Below are 23,700 nucleotides of genomic sequence, written 5' to 3' on the forward strand. Positions count from 1 at the left end.
GTTCGGGTACCCCGGTGACGGCATCGGGGCGTTCGACGGTGCCCTCGGCAAGGCGGACGGCAGCGAACGCGCGCTCGAGTACGTCCGGCCGACGCACGAGGAGATCGCGGCGCTCATGGCGACCGCGCACGCGAAGTTCACGGGCGAGGTCGGGGTCTGCGTCGCGACGTCGAGCCCGGGCGCGTTCCACATGCTCAACGGCCTCTACGACGCGCAGATGGACAACCAGCCCGTCGTCGCGATCGTCGGGCAGCAGGGCCTCGCCTCGATCGGGACGTTCACGCAGCAGGAGTCGAACCTGGAGCGGGTCTTCGCGGACGTCGCCTGCTACGTCGAGACGGTCGCCTCGCCGGACGCCGCAGGGGTCGTCATCGACACCGCGTTCCGCACCGCCATCCTCCGGAAGCAGCCCGCCGTGGTGGTCCTCCCCCACGACGTGCAGGCGATGGCATGGGAGGAGCCCGCCGCCGAGCACTGGGTCTCCCGCTCGAGCGACGTGCCCGCGTCGACAAGGATCACCCCGTCGACCGAGGACGTCCGGAAGTTCGCGGAGATCCTCAACTCCGGCGAGAAGATCACGTTCCTCGTCGGGGCAGGCGCCCGCGGTGCCACGGACCAGGTGCTCGCCGTAGCCGAGAAGACCGGCGCCGGCATCATCACGGCGCTCCGCGGCAAGGACGTCGTGCCGTCGGACGTGCCGTACCACACGCAGCAGGTCGGGCTCCTCGGGTCGCGGCCGAGCCTCACCCAGATCAAGGAGTGCGACACGATCGTGCTCCTCGGCACGAACTACCCCTACGGCGAGTACCTGCCGGCGTCCGGCCAGGCCCGCGGCGTGCAGGTCGACATCAAGCCGGAGCAGCTCGGCCTGCGGTACCCGACCGAGCTGAACCTCTGGGGCGACGTCGGTGCCACGCTCGACGCCGTGCTGCCGCTCCTCGAGCAGACCGAGGACCGCTCGTGGCAGGAGCGCCTCGCCGACGAGATGCGCGAGTGGGAGGCGGAGATGGCCCGTCAGGCCGAGGTCTCCTACAGCGACGGCGTCAACCCCCGCCGGGTGATCGCGGCCGTCAACGAACGGCTGCCCGAGGGCGTCACGGTCACCTGCGACGCGGGCACCACGGCGGACTGGTACGGCCACCACATCCGGCTCCGTCGAGGCATGCACGGCGACATGTCCGGCCGGCTCGCGACGATGCTCGCCGCGATGCCGTACGCCGTGACCGCGAAGTTCGCGTTCCCGGACGCCCCGGCCGTCTGCACGATCGGCGACGGCGCGTTCCAGATGCTCGGCATGAACGAGCTCATCACCGTCAAGAAGTACCTGGCGAGCTGGCCGAACCAGCAGCTCGTCATCGTGATCATGCACAACGACGACCTCGGGCAGGTGTCGTGGGAGATGCGCACCGAGGACGGCAACCCGATGTGGCGCGGCTCGCAGGACGTCGAGACCATGGACTACGCGGGGTACGCGGAACTGCTCGGCTTCACCGGCATCGCCGTGCACGACGACGACGAGGTCGAGGCCGCCGTCGAGCGTGCCTTCGCGAACCCCGGCGTCACGGTCATCGACGCGTACGTCAGCCGCAACGTGCCGCCGCTCCCGCCGCACATCACGGCGGAGTACGCGGTGAACACCGCGAAGAGCCTGCTCAAGGGCGACCCCGAGGAGCTCTCCGTCGTCGCGGACTCGGCGAAGGCGATGGCCGCGGAGGCCGTGGAGCGGGTGAAGGGCGCGCTCGGCCGCGACTGATCGGGCGCGCGGGCCGGGAGCGTCCGCGCCACGGGTGTTGCCCGTGTGAACATCATGTGACGTGTTCGAGGGACACCTGGCGGGTCGCCTGTGCGTTCTCCTAGGTTCGTCGCCGATGAACGCTCACACCTCTCCGCGCCGACGAGGGCGCGCCGTCGGCGGGGCAGCCCTGGCCACCGCCGGCGTCCTCGTCGCCCTGTCCGTCCCCTCCACCGCGCTCGCTGCCGCCGACGACACGACGATCGACATCGTGGACGTCAACGACTTCCACGGACGCATCGAGTCCGAGGGCACCACCGCCACGAAGGCCGCGGGAGCCGCCAAGCTCGCGTCGGTCGTGCAGACCTACCGCGAGGCGAACCCGAACACGATCTTCACCAGCGCCGGCGACAACGTTGGCGCTTCGACGTTCACGTCGCTCATCCAGCAGGACGCACCGACGATCGACGCGCTCAACGCCATGGACCTCGACGTCAGCGCGATCGGCAACCACGAGCTCGACAAGGGCCAGGACGACTTCACCGACCGCATCGAGGAGCGTGCCGAGTGGCAGTACGTCTCGTCGAACATCGTCCGCGCGGGCACGACCGACCCGGCCTTCACCCCGTACGAGGTCGTCGAGCGCGGCGGCGTCCGCGTCGGCTTCATCGGCGCGACGACCGAGGCCCTCATCCCCGGGCTCGTCAGCCCCGGCGGCGTCGAGGGCCTCGCGATGGCCCCGATCGTGAGCCAGGTCAACCGGTACGCCGACCAGCTCACCGACGGCGACGAGACCAACGGTGAGGCCGACGTCCTCGTCCTGCTCGTGCACGAAGGCGCGGCGACCGGGGACCTCACGGACGCGACCGGCGACGGTGCCTTCGGCAGGATCACGTCCGGCGTCTCGTCGAAGGTCGCCGCCATCGTCTCCGCGCACACCCACGCCACCTACGACCACGAGATCCCGGGACCGGACGGCACACCCCGCCCGGTGATCCAGGCGGGCTCGTACGGCACGACCTTCGGCCACCTGCGCCTCACCGTCGACGCGGACCGGAAGCTCACGAGCATCTCCGCCGACGTCCAGCCCGTCAACACGTTCACGACCGTGCCCGCCGACCCGACCTCGACGAACGCCGTCGCGGACATCGTCGCGCAGGCGAAGGCGGTCGCCGACGTCAAGGGGGCGGAGGAGCTCGGCACGATCACCGGCGACCTCCGCCGCGCCGTGCAGTCCGACCGCACGACCGAGAACCGCGGCGGCGAGTCCGTGCTCGGCAACAACATCGCCGAGGTCCAGCGCGAGGCGACCGAGCGCAACGGCTCGCAGGTGGCGTTCATGAACCCGGGCGGGCTCCGCACCGACCTGCTCTACGCCTCCAGCGGAGCGGGCGACCCGGACGGCACGGTCACCTACAAGGAGGCGGCGCTCGTCCAGCCGTTCGCGAACACCCTGGTCACCGAGGACATGACCGGTGCGCAGATCAAGGCGGCGCTCGAGCAGCAGTGGCAGCCGGAGGGCCTCGAGCGTCCGTTCCTCAAGCTCGGCGTCTCGGACGGCTTCGCCTACACGTACGACCCGACGGCCGACCGCGGCGAGCACATCACCTCGATGTCGCTCGACGGCGAGCCGATCGCCCTCGACGACACCCTCACGGTCACGGTGAACTCGTTCCTGTCCACGGGCGGGGACAACTTCGCCGCGTTCACGACGGGCACGAACATCGCCGACTCGGGCCAGGTGGACCTGCAGGCACAGGTCGACTTCTTCACCCGCCACCAGCCGGTCACCCCGCCGACCGACCAGCGGGCCGTCGGCGTCACGGTGTCGCCGGAGCCCGTCGGCGGGTACCAGCCCGGTGACGAGGTCACGGTCGACCTGTCCTCGCTCGTGTTCTCCACCGACGACCCGGCGGACGCCGGCGAGGTGTCGATCAGCGCCGGCGGCGAGGAGCTCGCCCGGACCGCGATCGACCCGTCGATCGTCGACACGACCGACGAGCAGGGCCGCGCGACCCTGACCTTCACCGTCCCGGACACCACGGCGTCGTCCCCGGCCACCGCGGCTGCCCGTGCCCTCGGCACCACGACGCTCGCCGCCGCCGTCGCACCGGCCGCGACCACGACGGACGAGCCGCTCGTCGTGACGCTCCCCGACAGGCAGACGGTGACCCTCGCGGTCACGATCCCCGTCGCGGCCGCGGTCGACCCCGGCGCCGACCCGACCGACCCGACCGACCCGGGCACCACGCCGGGCACCGGCGGCGCGGGCACGGGCGGCACGGGCACCGGCACGGGCGGCACCGGCACCGGCACCGGGATCGACACCGACGGCGACGGAACCGTCGACGCCGCACCGACCGGCGCCACGGGCGCGCTCGCCTTCACCGGCGCCGAGCTCGTCGGTCCGGCGATCGCCGCCGGGCTGCTGCTCCTCGCCGGCACCGCCGCCCTGGTCCTCGTGCGCCGACGACGCGCCGCGAGCGGCCAGCGCGACTGAACCCACTGACGGACGGGAGGCACCCCACCTGCTGGTGGGGTGCCTCCCGTCCGTCCCGGTGTCCGTTCCGGTGTCCGTTCCGGGTCCGCACCTGTCCCTCCGCCGCGACGCGGCGTACCCTGGGCGGTGTCGCATCGCGACACGCCGCGCCGGGTCGCCTCTCATCCGTCGGCGGTGGTTCCGCTCGGCGAGACTCCGCGGCGCGGGTGCCCTCCGTCTCCAGGGAAACGGCGGAGGGCACCCACCACCCCGCTCGCAGGGCCCCGGTCAGCGGAAGAGCTGCTCCCCGATGTACGAGCCTTTCCGCGGCGCCGGCGGCACGGCGAACACGGCGGAGCCGATGTGCGACACGTACTCGTTCAGCCGATCGGACGCGCCGAGCTTCCGCTGCAGCCGGGTGAAGTGCTCCGGGTCGTTCACGTAGGCGGCGAAGAGCAGACCGGCGTCGAGCTGCCCGTACTGGTTCAGCCCGTCGGTGTAGTTGTAGCCGCGGCGGTGGATCTTCACCCCGCCGTTGTTCTCGTGCGCGGCGAGCGCCACGTGCGACCGCGCGTCGATCTTCGTCGCACCCCCGGCACCCTTGGCGTGGAAGTCGGGCGTGGTGTGCTCGGAACCGCCGGACAGCGGCGCGCCCTCGACCTTGGTCCGACCGAACACCCGCTGCTGGTCGCTGACGACGTCCGCGTCCCAGGTCTCGAGGTTCATCCGGATCTTCCGCACCACCTGGTACGTGCCGCCGGTCATCCACGCGGCGCCGTCGCCCGGCTCGTCCACCCACACGAACCGGGCGAACTCCTCGTCCGTCGTCACGTTGCGGGTGCCGTCCTTGAACCCCATCAGGTTGCGCGGCGTCGACTGCGAGGGACCGGCCGAGGCACGACCGAACCCGAGCACCGTCCACCGCACGGTCGCCGTGCCGCGGGCGATCCGGGCGAGGTCCCGGACCGCGTGGTACGCCACCTGCGGGTCGTCGGCACACGCCTGCAGCGAGAGGTCGCCGCCGGTGAGCTGCTCGTCCAGGTTGTCGCTCGGCAGCGTGGGGATCTGGGCCAGGTGCGCCGGACGCTTGTCGGCGAGACCGAAGCGCTCGTCGAACACGCCGGGGCCGAGCCCGACGGTGACCGTGAGCGAGGCGGGACCGAGGTCCAGGGCCTCCCCGGTGTCCGCCCCGACGCCCTCGCCGTGGGCGGGCTCGACGCTGCCGACGGTCCGGCCGGCCTGCAGCTGCGCGATCGCCGCCGACCAGCGGGCCAGGAGCACCTGCAGGTCGGTCGCGACGCTCGTGGACAGGTCGAACGTCATGTAGACGCAGTGCCGCTGCGGGGTCGTCCGGATGCCGCCCTGGGGCTGGCCGGCCGCGGTCGCGTAGAACGGCACCTGCTGGGTCAGGTCGATCGACTCGTCGGCGTTCGCCGCGGCGGCGAACGGGTCGACCCCGGTGGCGACGGTGGCTCCGGCGATGCCGACGGCAGCACCGACACCGGCCCCGGCGGCGGCGAGGCCGGCGCCGAACAGGCCGCGACGGGAGACGCCCCGGGTGCCCGCGGCAGCCCCGGCACGGCCGGGCTCGTCGTGCTCGGTCCGGGCGTGGCCGGGCTCGTCGTGCTCGGTCCGGGCGCGGCCGGGCCCGTCGTGCTCGGTCGTCACGCCGTGGCGACCTTCTCGGCGAGGCGCGACAGCGGGTCCTGCAGCGCCTGGACCTGCTGCGAGATCGCGTTGGCGTCGGCGTTCCGCAGCGTCTCGTCCCACGTCCGGAAGCCGCCGAGGCCGTTCGCGTCCCGGTACCGGTCCATCATCGCGTTCGTGGTGTCGAACTGCTTCGCGATCTGCTTGGTCAGGCTCGGGTCGACCTTCGCCAGGCCGGGCTTGAGGTACGCGAACGCCTGCCGCGCGCCCTCGACGTTGGCGGCGAGGTCGACGAGGTCGATGTGGCTGTACGCCTCCTCCTCGCCGGTGATCTTGTTCGACTGGACCTCCTCGAGCAGGCCGGCCGCGCCGTTCGCCAGGTCCTCGGGCTTGTAGTCGAGGGTCGGGACGAGCTTCGCGAGCAGTTCGACGTCCGCGGTCAGCGCCGCCGCGGTCCGCTTCGTCGACGCGGTGATCGCTCCGTCCTGGAACAGGTCCTTCTCGACGGCGTGGAAGCCGCTCCAGCCGACCGCCGGGTCGAGGTTCGACGCCCGCATGTCGATGAGGTAGTCGAGGTTGCCGGCGTTGTCGGTCGCCTTGTAGCCCTCCTTCACGAAGCCGTCGACGTCGCTCTCGATGTGCTCGTAGTACGGTCGCGCGTCCGCGTAGTCCCGCTTCGCGGCGTCGAGGTCGCCCGCGTCGACGTCCGACTGGAGCTTGCGCACCGCCGTCACCATGTCGTCCACCTGGCCGTCGACGTAGGTCGCGTACCCCTTCGTCCCGTCGCGCAGGAGCGACGCGGCGCTGCTGTCCGCCGTCGACGCGGCCTTGCCCGTGACGGTGAAGTCGGTCAGCTCACGCTCGGCACCCGGGCAGTACACCTGGTACTCCCCGCCGGTGAGCGTGGCGGTGAACCGGACGGCGCCGAGGCCGGGCGCGAGGTTCTCCTTCTCGCCGAGGATGCGCTGGTCCTGCAGGAGCTCGACCTCGGTGATGGCCGTCGACGACTCGTTCTCCACCGTGAACGTCACCGGTCCCGCCGGCACCTTCGTCGTCGAGACCGAGCAGGCGTCCGACCCGTCGTTCGTCAGGGTGATCGTCACGCGCGAGACCTTGTCCGAGCTGCTCGTCGCGCCGTCGCTCGGGGACGCCGAGGCGCAGCCGGTCAGGACGAGGGCAGTGGCGGCGCCCAGGGCTCCGAGGGTGAGGAGGGGACGGACGGTGGTGTCACCGAGCGGCATGTGCGGGGCTCCTTGTCGTGTCGTCGGCGGTGGGGGCGCTCGACGGGCGGGGGTCGGGGTCGGTGGGGACGAGGGGCGTGGGCTCCGCGTCGGTGGTGATCGTGCTCGCCCTCGTGCGTCGTCGGTCCCGCAGCGCCAGCAGCGCCTGGACGACGGCGCCGAGACCGAGGGCGATCGGCAGCCACGTGGACCACAGCCGCAGTTCGGCCGCGCGGCTCGCCGCCGCCGACGCGACGTCGGCAGCGCGCTGCGCCGTCGCGTCGGGGACCGACCACACGTCGCGGTCCAGCGTGGTCGTCCGGGCGGCCGGGAGGCCCCCACCGCTCAGTGTGAGGACGTCGCGTTCACGACTGCTCGCGTCGAGGACGCCGCCGTCGACCGTCCACAGGGTCGTGGTCCGCGTGGTGGACCACCGGGCGGTGAAGGGGCCGGGGTTGGTCGACGGGGAGATGCCGACCGGGACGCGACCGAACAGCGCGACGAGGTCGTCGAGGCTGAGCGTCGACGGCTGGTCGGACGCCGCGCCGCCCTCGGAGATCCGCCAGCGGTCGGCGCGGACGCCGGCACGGTCCACGACACGGTGGTCGCCGGCGGACAGGGTCGTCTCGGCCTGCGCGCCGTTGCCCCGGGTCCGGAGCACCCCGGTGGTGCCGTGCACGTCGGCCGTCAGCGACGTCTGGTCCCCGGTGAGCCGGACGGTGGCGGGCAGGTCCGCGCGTCCGCTCGGGACGCCGATCGCGAGGGCGACGGCGACGACCGCCAGGCCGGTCGCGATCCCGGCGCGGACCAGGGGCACGCGGGACGCTCCGGGCCGCCAGGCGCGCGGCCAGACCGCGATCGCGAGCACCGGCACGAGGTAGAGGGTCCAGCCGAGCACCTCGATGACGCGCGGGTCGGCGGGGATGCCGAGGACGCCGGTCACGAGCGCCCCCTGCACGGACCCGTTCGGGGCGAGCCAGCCCAGGTCGACGGTGCGCTGCTGGCCGATGACGATCCACCCGGCCTCGTGGGCGTGCCGGATCGCGGTCAGGACGAGTCCCGCCGCGACGAAGACCAGGAAGACGCCGGTGCCGGTGAAGAACTTCGCCAGGTCCAACCGGACGCCGCCGGTGTAGATGCCGTAGCCGATCGCCACCGCGGCCGCGATCCCGATGACCGCGCCGAGCGCCGCCGTGCCGGTGTCCGTCGAGGCCTGGAAGGTCGCGAGCAGGAACACCGCGGTCTCGAAGCCCTCCTTGAGGACGGCCAGGAACGCCATGCCCGCGAGCGCCCACGCGGTCCCGCGGCCGAGCGCGGCGGTGGCGTTCGCCTCGATCTCGGAACCGAGCGACCGGGCGTGCGTGCGCATCCAGACGATCATCCCCGTGACGAACACGACGGCGACGATGCCGATCACCGCCTCCATGCCCTCCTGCTGGGCCTGCGGCAGCGCCTGCTCGACGAGCTGGAGCCCGGCGCCGACCGCGATGCTCAGGAGCACCGCAACCCCGACGCCGAGCCACATGGGGGCGAGGGGGACGCGGTTGCGACGCAGGAACGCGGCGATGATGCCGACGATGAGCGTTGCTTCGAGGCCTTCGCGGAGGCCGATGACGAGTGTGGCGATCATGGCAAAGGTGAGTCTAACCTAACCCCGGCGTCGTCCGCCACTCCGGCCGCGTGGGGTTTGATGGTCTGCATGAACCTGCTGACCCCCGAGGGACTGGCGTCGGTGACGAACCTGCTCGACCTCGCCGGTGTCCTCGCGTCGGCGCTCCTCGGTGGCTCGATCGCCCGCTCGATGGACTTCGACCTGTTCGGGTTCCTGGTCGTCGGCTTCGTGTCCGGACTCGGCGGCGGCATCCTCCGCGACACACTCCTGCAGAACGGTCCCCCGGTCGCGCTCGTCGACCCGCTCTACGTGCCCGTCGCACTCGCCGGGGCGCTCGTCGCGTTCTTCGTCTCGTTCTCGGAGCGCACGTGGGACCGCCTGTTCACCGTGCTCGACGCCGCCGTGATCGGCATCTGGTCGGTCGTCGGCGTGCAGCGCACGTTCGACGCCGGGCTGGGCTGGCCCGCCGCGATCATCATGGGGACGATCACCGCGGTCGGCGGCGGGGCGATGCGCGACCTCCTGCTCCGCCGGGTGCCCGCGGTGTTCGGCGGCAACGCGCTGTACGCGACCGTCGCGGTCGCAGCGTCGGCAGCGATGGTCGTGGCGTCGTACGCCGGTGCCCCGTCCATCGGGATCATCGTGGCGATCGTGTCGTCGCTCGGCCTGCGGTGGGGGGCGGTCCGGCGCGGGTGGGGTCTGCCGAACGGCCGCGACTGGCAGCCGCAGTCGCGCCTCGGGTCGCTCCTGCGTCGTGGTCGGGAGCTCCGGGTGGTGCGCCCCGATGCGCTCCGACTCCTGCGGCGGCCCGGGCGTCGGTCCGGCCTGGGCAGTGTCCACGAGCAGCGCCCCGACGAGCCGGAAGGCCAGGACACGTAACGGACTTCCGATCCGACGCGGGCCGGGCGTACCATCGAGACCGCCGGGTATCGAACCCGGTGCGCGCACCTCGAGCACCGACGCGACCCGAACGCGGCGGTTCCCACCAGGTGCGCAGAGGGGGCTTCGCCGTTGCCGCGCGGGATCAGACGCGCGGCAGGCAGGTCTCCGTGTTCCTCGCCGCACGACCGCGGCCCGGGCACGCCAGAATGGTCCCGACCACCACCACCGCCTGACGACCGTCGACCCGACGACCGTCCGACGGCCTCGTCGAACCAGGATCAGATGAGCGACGACGCCACACCCACCGCGCGGACCCCCCGGGCAGAAGTGCGCCGCAGACTGCTCGTCGCGGGCGCGCAGGTCTTCGCCGAGCAGGGCGTGCACGAGGCCCGTCTCGACGAGGTCGCCGCCCGCGCCGGGTTCAGCAAGGGTGCTGTGTACTCGAACTTCTCGTCCAAGCAGGACCTCGTCGTCGAGGTCATGCAGCGTGCGACGAACGTCGTGCTCGGGTCGCTGCAGGAGCTCGTGCGTGCGGACATCGCGACGGTCCAGATCGCCGACGTGGTCCGACAGGCGTTCGGACGGCACGACCAGAGCACGCAGTTCGCCCTGCTCTCCGAGTTCCGGGCGTACGCGACCCGGCACCCGGAGTTCATGCCGGAGTTCGTGCGGCAACGGAAGGTGCTGCAGGACGGCGTCCGGGAACTCGTGCACCTGTGGTTCGGCGCGCACCCCGAGATCGACCCGGGGATGCCGCTCGACGACCTCGCGACCGCGCTCATCGCGACGAACGTCGGTCTCGTGTTCGACGCGCCCGCGCTCGCCGACACCGATCCCGGCGACGTCGTCGCTGCGCTCGTCGAGGCCGTCGTCCGCCCCTCCTGACCGCCACCGCGACCGGCCTGGCGGTCGGTCTCGCGCGGCTCCACCGGGGCTGTCGTCGGGCTCGCCCGGCTGGATCGACCGGCCCGGCGCGCCTCCGCCGGGCTACGCCGGACTGCGGCGGGAGCGGCGGCCCTCGTGCGACCACGCCGAGGACGGCATGAGGCTCGGCGGCAACAGCCGCGACCGCACCCGGCGCCCGACCGGGACCGACGCGTCGAGGGCGACCCGTGCCTCCCGGCCGACGTCGGCGAGCGACTCGGCACCCTCGGTCGACGATCCGTCCGCGGCGTACCGTTCACGGTCGACCGCGTCGACCACCCGGTCCAGCAGGGGCGTCACCGACGCCGGCACGGAGGCGCGCAGGCGCCCGAGCACGGCTCGCGCCGTGCGCGCCGCGGCCGCCGCGTCACCGGGTGGCGCGAGCCCTGGGGCGTAGCCGTGGTCGGCGACGTCGTCGAGCACCTCGCGCCACGCGTGCACCGCCGGTGCGCGCCCGGACCGGATCGCCGCCAGCCGCGACCGCCGCTTGGCGACACGCACGAGGCCCGGGGCGCAGAGGACCGCGACCGCGAGCAGCAGCCCGAGCACGATCCCCGTCCCGGCCCCCGGTCCGGCGCTGGGCGAGGACCCGGACGCCGTCCCGGGCGTCGGCGAGGCGGACGGCGTGTCCGACGGCTGGGACTCCGCCGGCGCCGACCGGCCGGGAGCGGGCAGCGGCGTGTCCGGGGTGGCGGGCGTGGCACTCGCGGTCGGCTCCGAGGAGGACTGCGCGGCCGCGTCGGAGTCCGGTGTGGGCTCGAACGCGACCCATCCCGCGCCCTGGATGTAGAGCTCGGGCCACGAGTGCAGCTGCCGGTTCGACACCGTGTACTCGCCGTCCTCCTGGCTGGTGCCGGCGCGGTAGCCGACCGCGATGCGGGACGGGATGCCGAGCGTGCGCGCCATCACCGCCATGGCCGACGAGAAGTGCACGCAGTACCCCTCGCGCACGCGCAGGAACGTGTCGATGACGTCCATGCTGTCGCCGTCGTAGCCCTGCTGCACCGGCGCGGTCTCGGAGTAGGTGAAGAGGTCGCTCCGGAACCAGCGTTCGAGGTCCCGCGCCTGCTCGTACTGGTTCGCGGCGCCGCTCGTGACCCGGGCCGCCGTGGTCGCGATGTCGCGCGGGAGGTCCTTCGGGAGTCCGAGGTCCGTCCGGAGCTGCGCGTCGGACGGCCGCGCGAACCCGCGTCCGTCCGTGCGGGACAGCACCCCGGTCTGGGCGATCGCGTCGAGGTACGCGTTCGCGAAGGTCGACGCGCCGTACACCTCGTAGGTGGCGCCGCGGGGCGTCGCCGGCCCGGTCGAGCGGAGGGTGTTCGACTGGCCCATCCACCGCCATTGCTGCAGGTCGAGGTTGGTCGACCGCGACTGCACGGACACGGCGCCCGACGGCACCGGCAGGTAGTTGCTGGACAGCCCGGTGATCCGGATCGTGACGTCACCGCGGGTGGACAGGCGCGGGTTCACGCCCACGGCCCACTGCTGCTGGTCGGCGGTGTCGGACTGGCTCGCGTCGGTCACGGTCGGCACCCAGTCCCCGGAGCCGAACTCGTCGAGGTCGGCGAGCTTGAGGTACTCCGGCTGCCCGTCGGACGAGCGGTACCGGAACACCTCGAGCTCGTTCGGTCGGCGGAGGTCCTGGCCGAGGTTCAGCAGGGTCCCCGGGCGACCGGGCTGGATCGGCGACTGGATGGCACCGGTCACACCCGAGAGCCAACTGGCGTTGAGGGGGATGATCGTCGGCAGGCCGATCGCCACGACGAGCCCGATCACGCCGACCACCGCGGCCGGCAGCGCGCGCTGCACCGGGCGGACGGAGAGCCAGAGCAGCGCGAGGAACGCGACGGCGGTCGTCACGAGGAGGACCGGGCCGGCCGGGGTGCCCGTGATGAGGCCGGGCACGATGAGGATCACGAGCGCGGGGACGGCCGCGAGCGCGGCTGTCGGAGCGACGGCGGCGAGGAAGAGCGACACCGCCGCAACCCAGCCGATCGCCACGATCACGATGAGCCGGATCGCATCGCTCTGCGGCAGGGGTGCGGGGTTCAGCTTGATCGCGGCGAGCGTCTCGCCGAGGGCGCCGTCCTTGTCGAGCCAGCCGAGCGGTTGCACGTCGTTCACGAGCGCGGCCGCGCACGAGCAGGCGATCACGGCGACGACGAGGGCCACGAACCGGACGCCGGGCGCACGCCGCCGGACGGCGAGCACGACCCCGACGAGCACCGCGGCGACGAGCACCCCACCGACCCACCACGCGATCCCCTGGACCAGCGGCCGGATCGCGAGCGCGGCGATGAGCACCGGGACCGGCGCGAGCACGGTGATCCAGGCGCTCGGGACGTCCCGGGCGTCGTCGGTCCGCTCGAGGATCTCGTGGACGTCCGTCCCGCGACGTCGCGCAGGTGCCTGCGTGCCGCTCATCGGACGCTCCCGGGGTTCGTGGCGCCGGCCACGGGCACGACGAGCGTGCGCCAGCCGCCGCGGTCGAGGATCCCGCGGACCGTGGGCTCGGGCGGGACGATCGTGGCCAGGATCCCCCGGCTCGAGCCGACCGTCGACGCGACGAGCTCGGCCGCCTGCTCGGCGGTGCAGTGCCCCGTCACGACCGCGGTCATCCCGTGCACGTCCCGCCCGCGGACGTCGGGGAGCACCTCGGTGACGTCCCGGGCGTCGGAACGGACCCGGACGTCGGCGAGGCCGACGAGCACGTCCGTGAGCCCGCCGGCGTCCCCGGTGTGCCGGGTGGCGCCGTCAGGGTCGTCGCTCACGAGGACCACGCGCGAGGTCCGGGCGGCCAGCGCGCGGGCGACGCTCGCCGCGACGACGACGGCGTGCTCGAACGCCGCGTCGCCGCCGAGGTCGGACAGCTCGGCGAGGTCGTCCCGGCCGAGCCGCTGGTACGACTCGCGGCGCACGTCGAGGGCGATGACGGCCTCCGGGGGCTGCGCCTGCGTGGTCTGCCGGACGTGCAGCTCGCCGCGCCGGGCGCTCTGCCCCCAGTGCACGCGGCGGATCGGGTCGCCCGGGCGGTACGGTCGAAGCTCGCTGTCGTCCGCCGAACCACCCTGCCCGACGCGTCCCTCGTCCGCGGAGACGGCTCCGGCGAGCGCGCCGGTGTCGATCGCGGCGAGCGGCGTGGTGGCCGGCACCACGACGACCTCCTCGGCGGGGACCACCGGCCGGTCGACACGGAGGAGCCCGAACGGGTCCTCGACGCGGATGGTGACGGGTCCGACGAGCCCGCGACCGCGGTGCATGGCGAGCGCTTCCACGTCGAGCACCGCCGGCGGCGTGCCGGGTCCGACGGTCGCGTACGTCTCGGCCTCGGTCACGCTCGCGAACAGGTCGTCGAGCTGCTCGCGGACGAGGAGCGTCGACCGTGGGCCGAAGCGCATGCCGGTGCCGGAGAGGGTCACGCGCTCGCGGTAGACCTCGCCCACCTGCACGACGGCGCGCGCCGCGCCGCGGGAGCCACGGAGCGGGGCGGCGACGACGAACGCCATCACGGCGCCGAGGACGACGAGCACGAGGAGCAGGAGGCCGGCCGAGACCGCGACGCTGGTGGTGCCGGCGAGTCCGCCGCCGACCAGGCCGATGCCGACCGCCAACACCGTCCACCCGCGGAGCGTGGGCCGGGGGAACGGGGTGCGTCGGGCGAGCGCGAGTCCGCGGCGACCGTACCGGGCGAGCACCGAACGGGCTGCACCCGCTCGGCGCGCGATCGGCGACGGTGCCCCGGACGACGACATCAGGAGCGGACGGGCGCGGCGGTGAACGGCACGGCGGTGTCGGACACGATGCGCACGACGATGTCGCGGGCGGTGTCGTCGCCGGAGCCGCCGAGGCCTCGCGCGACCGGGACGAGCCGGTGGGCCAGGACGATCGGTGCGAGCGCGGCGACGTCGTCCGGCGTGACGAACGGACGTCCGAGCAGTGCGGCGTGCGCTCGGGCGGCCTGCGCGAGGTGCAGGGTGGCGCGGGGGCTCGCCCCGAGCAGCAGGTCGGGATGGGAGCGGGTGGCGCGGACGATCGCGACGACGTACGCCTCGACGTCGGGTGCGACGTGCACGCCGCGGACGGCGGCGATCATCCCGCGCAACGTCGCGACGTCGACGATCGGACGGAGCGCCGAGAGGGGGTCGTGGCCGCCGCGGTTCGCGAGCATCTGCCGCTCGGCGTCGACGCTCGGGTAGCCCATGGTGATGCGGGCTGTGAAGCGGTCGCGCTGGGCTTCGGGCAGTGGGTAGGTGCCCTCCATGTCGATCGGGTTCTGCGTCGCGACGATCATGAACGGCGGTTCGAGCTGCCGGGTGACGCCGTCGACCGTCACCTGTGCCTCCGCCATCGCCTCGAGCAGCGCGGACTGCGTCTTCGGGCTGGTCCGGTTGATCTCGTCGCCGATGACGACGTTGGCGAAGACCGGCCCGGGCGAGAAGCGGAACGTGCCGGACGACTGGTCGAACACGTTCACGCCGGTGACGTCGGACGGCAGCATGTCGGACGTGAACTGGATGCGGTTCACCGAGCCACCGACGGACGCGCCGAGGGCCTTGGCGAGCACGGTCTTGCCGACTCCGGGGACGTCCTCGACGAGCAGGTGCCCCTCGGCGAGCATCACCGTGAGGGCGGTCCGGATCGCGTCCACCTTGCCGTCCACGACGGTCGAGACGGCCGCGACGATGTCGGCTCCGGCGTCGCGCACGAGTTCGAGCGGGACGGCTTGGGCGGTCGGTTCCGGCACGCAGGGCCTCCTCGGCTCGGGACGGGTGTCGTGCATGCTACAACGGCCCGGTGACAGTCTCCGGAGGATGTGTCACCGATGCGTGGTCCGGTTGCCCAGGGCCGTCCGGCTGATAGCGGTGTCGCCGAGTCGGGGTCAGACCGAGGCGCCCTCGAGGCGCTCCACGGCGGCCGCGAGCTCCTCGAGCTCCGGGACGTCCCTCGCCTCGGACAGCGCCTCCTCGAGCGCAGCGGCGTGCAGCGGGGTGGCCTCGTCGAGGAGCGCCTGTCCCGCGTGGGTCAGCTCGGTGTAGAGCCCGCGACGGTCGTCGTCGCAGAGCACCCGGGTGAGGAGCGCCCGCTCCTCGAGACGGTTGACGAGCCGTGTGGTGGCACTCGGGCTCAACGCCGCGGCCCGCGCGAGCTGCTGCATGCGCATGTGGAAGCCGTCCTGTCGGCGCAGTGCGTCGAGCACGGTGTACTCGACCACCGAGAGGTCGACGGCGCGCAGCGCCCGTTCGAGCCGTGTCTCGATGCGGCCGTGCAGGGCGGCGAGCGTGCGCCACCCGTGTGCACGCACCGCGACGGACGTGTCGTCGACGCTCATGGGACCCTCCGGACGTGTTGGTTGCTTGCGCGGGTATCACGCGTGTGCAACTATCGATACCCCGCGTGTGCAACAACCAGCGTACGCGGGACACCACTCCTGCACAACGGAAGGACCACCATGCCAGCGGGACTCATCGCCCTCGCCCTGGGCGGGTTCGGCATCGGACTCACCGAGTTCGTCATCACCGGACTACTACCCGAGGTCGCAGCGGACTACCACGTCACCGAGTCGACCGCGGGGTGGCTCGTCACCGGGTACGCCCTCGCGGTCGTCGTCGGAGCGCTCGGACTGACCGCCGCCACGACCCGACTCCCCCGCAAGCCCGTGCTCGTCGGCCTGCTCGTGCTGTTCGTCATCGGCAACGCACTGTCGGCGTTCGCCCCCGTCTACGGCGTGATGATGGCCGGACGCGTGATCGCCGCCCTGTGCCACGGCGCGTTCTTCGGCATCGGCGCCGTCGTGGCCGCCGACATGGTCAGCCGCGAGCGGCGCGCGTCGGCCGTGGCACTGATGTTCACCGGCCTCACGGCGGCGAACGTCCTCGGCGTCCCGTTCGGGACCTTCCTCGGCCAGGCGTTCGGCTGGCGTGCGACCTTCTGGACGATCGCCGCGATCGGGGTCGTCGCCCTCGTCGGTGTCCTCGTGCTCGTGCCGGCCGTCCGCGAGACCCGGGCACCGTCGCTCGTCCGCGAGCTCAGCGCCTTCCGGTCCGGTCAGGTGTGGCTCTCGCTCGGCATCACCGTGCTCGGCTACGGCGGGATGTTCGGCGCCTTCACCTACATCGCGTACACCCTCACCGCGGTCTCGGGGTTCCCCGCAGCAGCGGTGCCGTGGCTCCTGATCGCCTTCGGTGGCGGTCTGTTCGTCGGGAACGTCGTCGGCGGCAGGCTCGCAGCACGTTCCGTCGACGGCACGCTGCTCTGGGTGCTGTCCGGACTCACCGTGGTGCTCGCGCTCTTCGCCATCGTGGCGACGTCGCCGGTCCTCACCGTGATCGCGCTCGTGCTCATGGGCGCGTTCGGGTTCGCCACGGTCCCGCCGCTCCAGACCCGAGTGATGTCCCACGCGGAGCACGCGCCGACGCTGGCGAGCGGCGCGAACATCGCGGCGTTCAACCTCGGGAACGCCCTCGGCGCGTGGATCGGCGGTGCGACCATCGCCGCGGGGCTCGGGTACACCGCACCGATCTGGGCCGGGGCGGTCATCACGCTCGCCGCGGTGGCGCTCACGGCGGTGGCCGCCGGAGCCGCAGCACGCCGACGCCCCGCCCGCACCGCGACGGGTTCCATCGCCACCGCGTGACCCGGAGAACGGAACAGCCCCGGTTCGGTGAACCGGGGCTGTTGCCTCGTGCGGAGACGGAGGGATTTGAACCCTCGGTCCCCGGAAAGGGGACTCCACCTTAGCAGGGTGGTGCACTCGGCCTGACTATGCGACGTCTCCATGCGCTCTCGTGAGCGCTGCACCCACCATACAGGAGGACGGCGGTGCTCTTCACCTGTCCACGCCCGGCCTCGTGAGCCATCAGAGCGCGTCGGGTCCCCCGAAGTGGGGACACCCGGGGGTTGTCGAGTCGTACCCCGGTGCATACCATCGTCGGGACGCGGCGATCACGTTCCGGGGCTCGACCCCGTAGTCGCGACACAGCACCCGACGTCGTCCCCCGGCAGCACGGCCCGCGCGCCCGATCACGATGCGCCGGTCGGTGGGGCGACTCGACGGGGACGCGGTCCACCACCGCGTCCCCGTTCCGGTGCGTCCGTGCGGTCCCGGGTACCGCACGGACGGATGGTCAGCGCCCAGCCGGACCGGGCCGCGCACGCGGACGCCGGGTCAGGCGGACGCCGGGTCAGGCGGACGCCGCCACCCGGAAGCGCTCCGGCATCGCGATGAGCGCATCGACGAGCTCGATGAGCGCCGTGCCGCACTCCGAGACCGCGTCTGCTTCGGCAGCGCGACGGGCCCGGTGCAGGATCGCGATCCGCCTGCCACGGTCGAGTGCCGCGTCGATGCCGTTGGCCGCCGCGACGTCGTCCGTGAAGAAGACGTCGAGCACCGGGAGTTGCGCCTCCAACCAGTCGGCACACACCGCTGCCCCGGACCGGCGGAGCACCCAGACACCGAGCACACCGAGACACCCGGCCTCGGTCCGGCGGCCCACGAGCAAGGCCGGGTCGAACCGGTCGTTCGCGGCGCCGGCGCACGCGGGCGGTTCGTCGAGCATCGAGCGGGCGATGCGCAGCCGCTCCACCATGTGGTCGACGGACCAGTGCGCGATCACGACCCCGACGTAGCGCTGGACCACGACGAGCCGCAGTGCCTCGAGCGGGACGAGGGCTTCGCGGACCGGCGTCCGCGACACCTGGAGGTCGTCGGCGATGTCCTCGAGCCGGAGCCGCTCGCCGCGCCGGTAGGCACCGAGCAGGATGTTCTCGAGCAGGATCGCGAACACCGCGTCGCGCAGGAGACTGCGCGACGGCGAGTTGCTCGGGCTTCCGGATGCGGCGACGGTTCGGTCTGCGTTCCACGGGACCAGGCTCACCCACGATGGACTCCGCCGGGGGCGACCGGGCAGACGTGGTGGACGGCGAGGTCGCGGTGTGTGCTGTGGAGGAGATGCCTGCGGAGCGGTGCCATGTGTGGACTGTCCCACGGCGGCATCGGGGGCGCTAAACACTCCGAATGCAGAGTTTCACCGGCGCTCGGCTGGCTCCTCCTTGCCGGTGAGGACGGACAGCGGCTGGGTGATGTCCTCGAGCCCCTTCCGCGCGGAGTCCACGCCGAAGAGCAGCGCGATCACGCCGCCGACGATCATCACCGCCGACCCGAGCAGGTAGCCCCAGAAGAGCGGCTCGCGCGAGGTCCCGTCGCCGATGAGCAGGCCGTAGATCGTCGGGGCGATCGCGCCGAAGATCTGCGCGAGGGCGAAGAAGTACGAGATCGCCTGGGACCGCAGCTCGAGCGGGAAGATCTCCGACACCGTGAGGTAGGCGCTGGACGCGCCGGCCGACGCGAAGAAGAACGACACGCACCAGAACACGACCTGCACGGTCGCGCTGATCGCGTCGGCCCGGAACAGGAACGCCGACGTCGCCAGCACGAGGCCCGAGACCAGGTAGGTCAGGAAGATCATCTGCCGCCGACCCCAGGTGTCGAAGAACCGACCGAGGATGATCGGCCCGAGCAGGTTGCCGACGGCGAACGGGAAGAAGTAGATGGACGTCTGCGCGGTCTTCAGCCCGAAGAAGTTCGTCAGCACGAGCGCGTAGGTGAAGAAGATCGCGTTGTAGAGGAACGCCTGGGTGATCATCATCGACGCCCCGACGAGCGTGCGTTTCGGGTACTGCCGGAAGAGCACCTTCGCGATCGTGCCGAAGCCGACGTTGTCGAGGGGCGTGACCGTCATCGCCTTCGAGTCGTCGACGTCGGGCAGCCGCTCGCCGGTCGAACGCTCGACGGACTCCTCGATCGACGTGACGGTGGCCTCCGCCTCGTCCTCGCGGCCGTGCGTCATCAACCACCGCGGACTCTCCGGGATGTGCCGCCGGAGGAAGATGATCGCGATGCCGAGCACCGGGCCGAGGAAGAACCCGATGCGCCACCCGATGTTCTCCGCGAAGATCGACGTGTCGAGCAGGTAGATGTTCGCGAAGGCGCCGAGGGCCGCTCCGCCCCAGTACGTGCCGTTGATGGCGATGTCGACGTGCCCGCGGTACTTCGACGGGATGAGCTCGTCGATCGCGGAGTTGATCGCGGCGTACTCGCCGCCGATGCCGAGGCCGGCGACGAACCGGAACACCGCGAGGAACCAGAAGTCCTGCGCGAGCCCGGCGATGCCCGACCCGACCAGGTAGATCGCGAGCGTCAGGATGAAGAGCTTCCGGCGGCCGAGCTTGTCGGACAGCCGGCCGAACACGAGCGCACCGATGACCTGGCCGAACAGGTAGATCGTGCCGAGCGACGCGACCTCCTGCGTCGACAGACCGAGGTCCTTCTGGAACCCGGCGTTCGAGACGATCTGGATCTCGAGACCGTCCAGGATCCACGAGACCCCGAGGCCCACGACGACGCTCCAGTGGAACTTGGTCCACGGCAACCGGTCCATCCTGGCTGGTACGAGACTCTTCACGCTGCTCACGGATGGAGAACGTACGCCGGGAACACGCAGGTGGTTCGCAGGTGTCGGCGCGGAGCCGGATCCCCCTACTCGAACCCGGCTCCCACGCCGGTCCGCACCCATCCTGGCGGCCGAGGCCACCCCCGACAAGGCACCCTCCGGATCCCGCACTCGCCCGGACGGACGCCCGGGCACCCACCGGACCCGCACCGCGCCTCCCGACCGTACCCCGACCGCCAGCCGGTCGGTGTCGGCGGCGAGGCGTAGCGTCGACGACGTGACCCGACCAGACATCCGTACGGTCGGCGAGCTCCGCACCTCTGGTCACGTCCAGAAGACGGTCCGCGCCGAGATCCGCGACAACCTCCTCCAGGCCCTCCGCGAGGGCCGCGACCCGTGGCCCGGCCTGCACGGCTTCGAGACCACCGTGATCCCGCAGCTCGAACGCGCCCTCATCGCCGGGCACGACGTCGTCCTGCTCGGCGAGCGCGGCCAGGGCAAGACCCGGCTCCTCCGCACCCTGCAGGGCCTGCTCGACGAGTGGACGCCCGTGATCGCCGGCTCCGAGCTGGGCGAGCACCCCTTCGAACCGATCACGACCGCCAGCGTCCAGCGCGCGGCGGACCTCGGCGACGCGATGCCGATCGAGTGGCGCCACCGTGACGACCGCTACGTCGAGAAGCTCGCGACACCCGACACGAGCGTCGCGGACCTCATCGGCGACGTCGACCCGATGAAGGTCGCGGAAGGGCGGAGCCTCGGCGACCCCGAGACCATCCACTTCGGCCTGGTCCCCCGCGGCCACCGCGGCATCGTGGCGATCAACGAGCTGCCCGACCTCGCCGAGCGCATCCAGGTCGCCATGCTCAACGTGATGGAGGAGCGCGACGTGCAGATCCGCGGGTACGTCCTGCGGCTGCCGCTCGACGTGCTGGTGGTCGCCAGCGCGAACCCCGAGGACTACACGAACCGCGGTCGGATCATCACGCCGCTGAAGGACCGCTTCGGTGCCGAGATCCGGACGCACTACCCGATCGAGCTCGCGGACGAGATCGCCGTCATCAAGCAGGAGGCGGCGCTCACCGCCGACGTGCCGGACGCCCTGATCGAGATCCTGGCACGCTTCACCCGGGCGCTCCGGCAGTCCAGCGCCGTCGACCAGCGCAGCGGCGTCAGCGCCCGGTTCGCCATCGCCGGTGCCGAGACCGTCTCCGCCGCCGCGGTGCACCGGGCCGCTCGGCAGGGCGAGGACCACGCCGTCGCCCGGCCGATCGACCTGGAGACCGCGGTCGACGTCCTCGGCGGCAAGATCGAGTTCGAGAACGGCGAGGAGGACCGTGCCGACGAGGTGCTCGAGCACCTCCTGCGCACCGCCACCGCCGAGACCGTCCGGGAGCGCTTCCGCGGCATCGACTTCGGCGTCCTGGTCGAGGCCCTCGACGGCGGCACCATGGTCACCACCGGCGAGCAGGTGAGCGCCCGAGCCTTCCTCGAGGGACTGCCCTCGATCGGTGAGTCCGACGTGTACGACCAGGTCTGCGAACGCCTCGGGGCGAACGACGACGGCGAACGGGCCGGAGCGATCGAACTCGCGCTCGAGGGGCTGTTCCTCGCCCGGAAGATCAGCAAGGAGTCGGGAGGGGGCGAGGCCGTCTATGGCTAGCCGCCAGAACCGACGCCTCACCCGAGACGCCCGGTACGGCAAGTACGAGGGCGGCCCCGACCCGCTCGCGCCGCCCGTCGACCTGTCCGAGGCGCTCGACGCCATCGGCGAGGACGTCATGGGCGGCACCTCGCCCGAGCGCGCCCTGCGGGAGTTCCTCCGCCGGGGCGGTCGGACGCAGCGCGGTCTCGACGACCTGATGCGCCGGGTCGCCGAGCGTCGGCGCGAGCTGACGAGCCGGAACAACCTCGACGGCACGCTGCAGCAGGTCAAGCAGCTCCTCGACGAGGCCGTGCTCGCCGAACGCGGCGAGCTCGCCCGGAACGTCGACATCGACGACGGCGACCGGGCCCTCGCCCAGATGCAACTCGACAGCCTCCCGCCCTCCCCCGCTGCCGCCGTGCAGGAGCTCGGCGGCTACGACTGGACGAGTCCGACGGCCCGCCAGAAGTACGAGGAGATCAAGGACCTCCTCGGGCGCGAGGTCCTCGACCAGCGCTTCGCCGGCATGAAGCAGGCGCTCGAGAACGCGACCGACGCCGACCGCGCCGCCGTCTCCGAGATGATGCGGGACCTCAACGAGCTGCTCGAGTCGCACCGCGCGGGAACCGACACGCAGGAGCAGTTCGACGACTTCATGGCGAAGCACGGACAGTACTTCCCGTCGGACCCGAAGGACGTCGACGAGCTGCTCGACGACCTCGCTGCCCGTGCCGCGGCCGCGCAGCGCATGCGCAACTCGATGACCCAGGAGCAGCGGGACGAGCTCGACGCCCTGGCCCAGCAGGCGTTCGGCTCCCCCGACCTGATGGACCAGCTCGGGCAGCTCGACGGCAACCTGCGCGCGCTCCGCCCCGGTGAGGACTGGGGTGGTTCCGAGCGGATGGAGGGCGACCAGGGGCTCGGGCTCGGTGACGGCACCGGCGTCTTCCAGGACATCGCCGACCTCGACTCGCTCGCGGAACAGCTCGCGCAGACCGGCCCCGGCTCGGACCTCGACGACCTGGACCTCGACGCGCTCTCGCGGCAGCTCGGCGACGAGGCCGCGGTCGACGCCCGGACCCTGCAACAGCTCGAGAAGGCGCTGCGGAACTCGGGCGCGGTGCGTCGTGGGTCGGACGGCCGGCTCCGACTGACCCCGAAGGCGATGCGACAGCTCGGGAAGAGCCTCCTCAAGGACGTGGCCGAGCGGATGTCCGGCCGGCAGGGTGCGCGTGACCTCCGGCGGTCCGGTGCGTCGGGCGAGCCGTCCGGTGCGACCCGCCCGTGGGAGTACGGCGACACGGAGCCGTGGGACGTCACCCGGTCGATCACGAACGCCCTGGTCCGGACGGCAGGGGCCAGGACAGCGGCGGAGGGCCGCACCGGCCCGGGTGTGCGGCTCACCATCGACGACGTCGAGGTGCAAGAGACCGAGGCCCGCACGCAGGCCTGCGTGGCACTGCTCGTCGACACCTCGTTCTCGATGGCGATGGAGGACCGCTGGGTCCCGATGAAGCGCACCGCCCTCGCCCTGCACACGCTCGTGTCGACGCGGTTCCGCGGCGACGACCTGCAGATGATCGCGTTCGGCCGCGAGGCCGAGGTGATGGACATCGAGCAACTCGTCGGGCTCGATGCGATGTGGGACAAGGGCACCAACCTGCACCACGCGCTGCTGCTCGCGAACCGGCACTTCCGGAAGCACCCGACGGCCCAGCCGGTGCTCCTCATCGTCACCGACGGCGAACCCACGTCCCACCTGGAGCCGAACGGGCAGGTCTGGTTCAACTACCCGCCGGACCCGATCACGATCGCGCTGTCCGTCCGCGAGCTCGAGAACGCCGGTCGGCTCGGCGCGCAGACGACGTTCTTCCGGCTCGGCGACGACCGCGGGCTGGCTCGGTTCGTCGACGCGATGGCGAAGCGGGTGGACGGCACGGTGGTGGCGCCGGAGAACGACGACCTCGGGGTCGCCGTGGTCGGCTCCTACCTCGGTTCACGCCGCGGCGGCGGACCGTTCGGCGGTGGCGGCCTGTTCGGCGGCGGCGGGCTGTTCGGCGGGTACGGACGCGACGACTGGCAGTTCTGACGCCGGTCACGTGACGGACGG

The 23,700-nt window shown here is 72.4% G+C and carries 16 protein-coding genes and 1 tRNA gene; 7 read left to right on the forward strand and 10 right to left on the reverse strand.

Annotated elements, in window-relative coordinates; genetic code table 11:
* The coding region (locus Csp2054_RS14400) for a thiamine pyrophosphate-dependent enzyme (RefSeq protein WP_096900152.1) at window positions 1-1,753 on the forward strand (1,753 nt) is incomplete at its 5' end.
* 115 nt (window positions 1,754-1,868) lie between these two features.
* A complete protein-coding gene (locus Csp2054_RS14405; RefSeq protein ID WP_096900153.1) occupies window positions 1,869-4,232 on the forward strand; it encodes a bifunctional metallophosphatase/5'-nucleotidase in 2,364 nt (787 codons plus the stop codon).
* Between the two features lie 267 nt (window positions 4,233-4,499).
* Here the strand turns inward: Csp2054_RS14405 and efeB are convergent, their stop codons facing one another.
* The 3 genes from efeB to efeU are packed head-to-tail and all read right to left on the reverse strand — an operon-like array spanning window position 4,500 to window position 8,708.
* The gene (gene efeB, locus Csp2054_RS14410) at window positions 4,500-5,879 is read right to left on the reverse strand and encodes an iron uptake transporter deferrochelatase/peroxidase subunit (RefSeq protein ID WP_141399282.1); all 1,380 of its coding nucleotides are present in this window, start codon (window positions 5,877-5,879) and stop codon (window positions 4,500-4,502) included.
* Complete coding sequence (gene efeO / locus Csp2054_RS14415; protein WP_096900154.1) at window positions 5,876-7,099, reverse strand: iron uptake system protein EfeO; 1,224 nt, start codon at window positions 7,097-7,099, stop codon at window positions 5,876-5,878. The genes efeB and efeO overlap by 4 nt, the downstream gene beginning before the upstream one ends.
* The gene (gene efeU / locus Csp2054_RS14420; protein WP_096900155.1) at window positions 7,086-8,708 is read right to left on the reverse strand and encodes an iron uptake transporter permease EfeU; all 1,623 of its coding nucleotides are present in this window, start codon (window positions 8,706-8,708) and stop codon (window positions 7,086-7,088) included. The genes efeO and efeU overlap by 14 nt, the downstream gene beginning before the upstream one ends.
* A 69-nt stretch (window positions 8,709-8,777) precedes the next feature.
* On the opposite strand from efeU, the gene Csp2054_RS14425 reads away from it, so the two are divergent.
* Both Csp2054_RS14425 and Csp2054_RS14430 read left to right on the forward strand, forming a co-directional pair.
* Complete coding sequence (locus Csp2054_RS14425) at window positions 8,778-9,569, forward strand: trimeric intracellular cation channel family protein (protein WP_096900156.1); 792 nt, start codon at window positions 8,778-8,780, stop codon at window positions 9,567-9,569.
* 285 nt (window positions 9,570-9,854) lie between these two features.
* Window positions 9,855-10,457 (forward strand): TetR/AcrR family transcriptional regulator, encoded by a 603-nt coding sequence (locus Csp2054_RS14430; protein ID WP_096900157.1) that lies wholly within the window; start codon window positions 9,855-9,857, stop codon window positions 10,455-10,457.
* 102 nt (window positions 10,458-10,559) lie between these two features.
* Here the strand turns inward: Csp2054_RS14430 and Csp2054_RS14435 are convergent, their stop codons facing one another.
* From Csp2054_RS14435 to Csp2054_RS14450, 4 genes are all read right to left on the reverse strand, one after another.
* Window positions 10,560-12,920: a DUF3488 and transglutaminase-like domain-containing protein gene (locus Csp2054_RS14435; RefSeq protein WP_096900158.1), complete on the reverse strand. Its 2,361-nt coding sequence runs from the start codon at window positions 12,918-12,920 to the stop codon at window positions 10,560-10,562.
* Window positions 12,917-14,191 (reverse strand): DUF58 domain-containing protein, encoded by a 1,275-nt coding sequence (locus Csp2054_RS14440; RefSeq protein ID WP_176491736.1) that lies wholly within the window; start codon window positions 14,189-14,191, stop codon window positions 12,917-12,919. Before Csp2054_RS14440 ends, Csp2054_RS14435 begins: the two co-directional genes overlap by 4 nt.
* Window positions 14,192-14,247: 56 nt before the next feature.
* Window positions 14,248-15,276, reverse strand: a complete 1,029-nt coding sequence (locus tag Csp2054_RS14445; RefSeq protein WP_096900160.1) for an AAA family ATPase — start codon at window positions 15,274-15,276, stop codon at window positions 14,248-14,250.
* 99 nt (window positions 15,277-15,375) lie between these two features.
* The gene (locus tag Csp2054_RS14450; protein WP_096900161.1) at window positions 15,376-15,825 is read right to left on the reverse strand and encodes a MarR family winged helix-turn-helix transcriptional regulator; all 450 of its coding nucleotides are present in this window, start codon (window positions 15,823-15,825) and stop codon (window positions 15,376-15,378) included.
* Between the two features lie 120 nt (window positions 15,826-15,945).
* Between Csp2054_RS14450 and Csp2054_RS14455 the strand changes: the two genes are divergently transcribed.
* Window positions 15,946-17,130, forward strand: coding sequence for an MFS transporter (locus Csp2054_RS14455; RefSeq protein WP_096900162.1), 1,185 nt, complete (start codon window positions 15,946-15,948; stop codon window positions 17,128-17,130).
* 51 nt (window positions 17,131-17,181) lie between these two features.
* Here the strand turns inward: Csp2054_RS14455 and Csp2054_RS14460 are convergent.
* From Csp2054_RS14460 to Csp2054_RS14470, 3 genes are all read right to left on the reverse strand, one after another.
* Window positions 17,182-17,271: transfer RNA gene (locus Csp2054_RS14460), tRNA-Ser, on the reverse strand.
* Between the two features lie 406 nt (window positions 17,272-17,677).
* On the reverse strand, window positions 17,678-18,280 hold the full coding sequence (locus tag Csp2054_RS14465; protein ID WP_176491737.1) for a GntR family transcriptional regulator: 603 nt from the start codon (window positions 18,278-18,280) through the stop codon (window positions 17,678-17,680).
* Between the two features lie 240 nt (window positions 18,281-18,520).
* Window positions 18,521-19,933 (reverse strand): MFS transporter, encoded by a 1,413-nt coding sequence (locus tag Csp2054_RS14470; RefSeq protein WP_096900164.1) that lies wholly within the window; start codon window positions 19,931-19,933, stop codon window positions 18,521-18,523.
* Window positions 19,934-20,222: 289 nt separating this feature from the next.
* On the opposite strand from Csp2054_RS14470, the gene Csp2054_RS14475 reads away from it, so the two are divergent.
* Entirely contained in the window at window positions 20,223-21,608 is a 1,386-nt protein-coding gene (locus tag Csp2054_RS14475; RefSeq protein WP_096900165.1) for an AAA family ATPase, read from the forward strand.
* Entirely contained in the window at window positions 21,601-23,679 is a 2,079-nt protein-coding gene (locus Csp2054_RS14480) for a vWA domain-containing protein (RefSeq protein WP_096900166.1), read from the forward strand. The genes Csp2054_RS14475 and Csp2054_RS14480 overlap by 8 nt, the downstream gene beginning before the upstream one ends.
* The last annotated feature ends 21 nt before the right edge of the window (window positions 23,680-23,700 follow it).

The sequence above is a fragment of the Curtobacterium sp. 'Ferrero' genome, assembly GCF_002412165.1.
Lineage (GTDB): Bacteria > Actinomycetota > Actinomycetes > Actinomycetales > Microbacteriaceae > Curtobacterium.

Coding starts and splice junctions, on each gene's coding strand:
- Csp2054_RS14405 (WP_096900153.1), top strand. CDS start 1,869: ATGAACGCTCACACCTCTCCGCGCCGACGAGGGCGCGCCGTCGGCGGG.
- efeO (WP_096900154.1), bottom strand. CDS start 7,099: ATGCCGCTCGGTGACACCACCGTCCGTCCCCTCCTCACCCTCGGAGCC.
- efeU (WP_096900155.1), bottom strand. CDS start 8,708: ATGATCGCCACACTCGTCATCGGCCTCCGCGAAGGCCTCGAAGCAACG.
- Csp2054_RS14425 (WP_096900156.1), top strand. CDS start 8,778: ATGAACCTGCTGACCCCCGAGGGACTGGCGTCGGTGACGAACCTGCTC.
- Csp2054_RS14430 (WP_096900157.1), top strand. CDS start 9,855: ATGAGCGACGACGCCACACCCACCGCGCGGACCCCCCGGGCAGAAGTG.
- Csp2054_RS14435 (WP_096900158.1), bottom strand. CDS start 12,920: ATGAGCGGCACGCAGGCACCTGCGCGACGTCGCGGGACGGACGTCCAC.
- Csp2054_RS14445 (WP_096900160.1), bottom strand. CDS start 15,276: ATGCACGACACCCGTCCCGAGCCGAGGAGGCCCTGCGTGCCGGAACCG.
- Csp2054_RS14450 (WP_096900161.1), bottom strand. CDS start 15,825: ATGAGCGTCGACGACACGTCCGTCGCGGTGCGTGCACACGGGTGGCGC.
- Csp2054_RS14455 (WP_096900162.1), top strand. CDS start 15,946: ATGCCAGCGGGACTCATCGCCCTCGCCCTGGGCGGGTTCGGCATCGGA.
- Csp2054_RS14470 (WP_096900164.1), bottom strand. CDS start 19,933: ATGGACCGGTTGCCGTGGACCAAGTTCCACTGGAGCGTCGTCGTGGGC.
- Csp2054_RS14480 (WP_096900166.1), top strand. CDS start 21,601: ATGGCTAGCCGCCAGAACCGACGCCTCACCCGAGACGCCCGGTACGGC.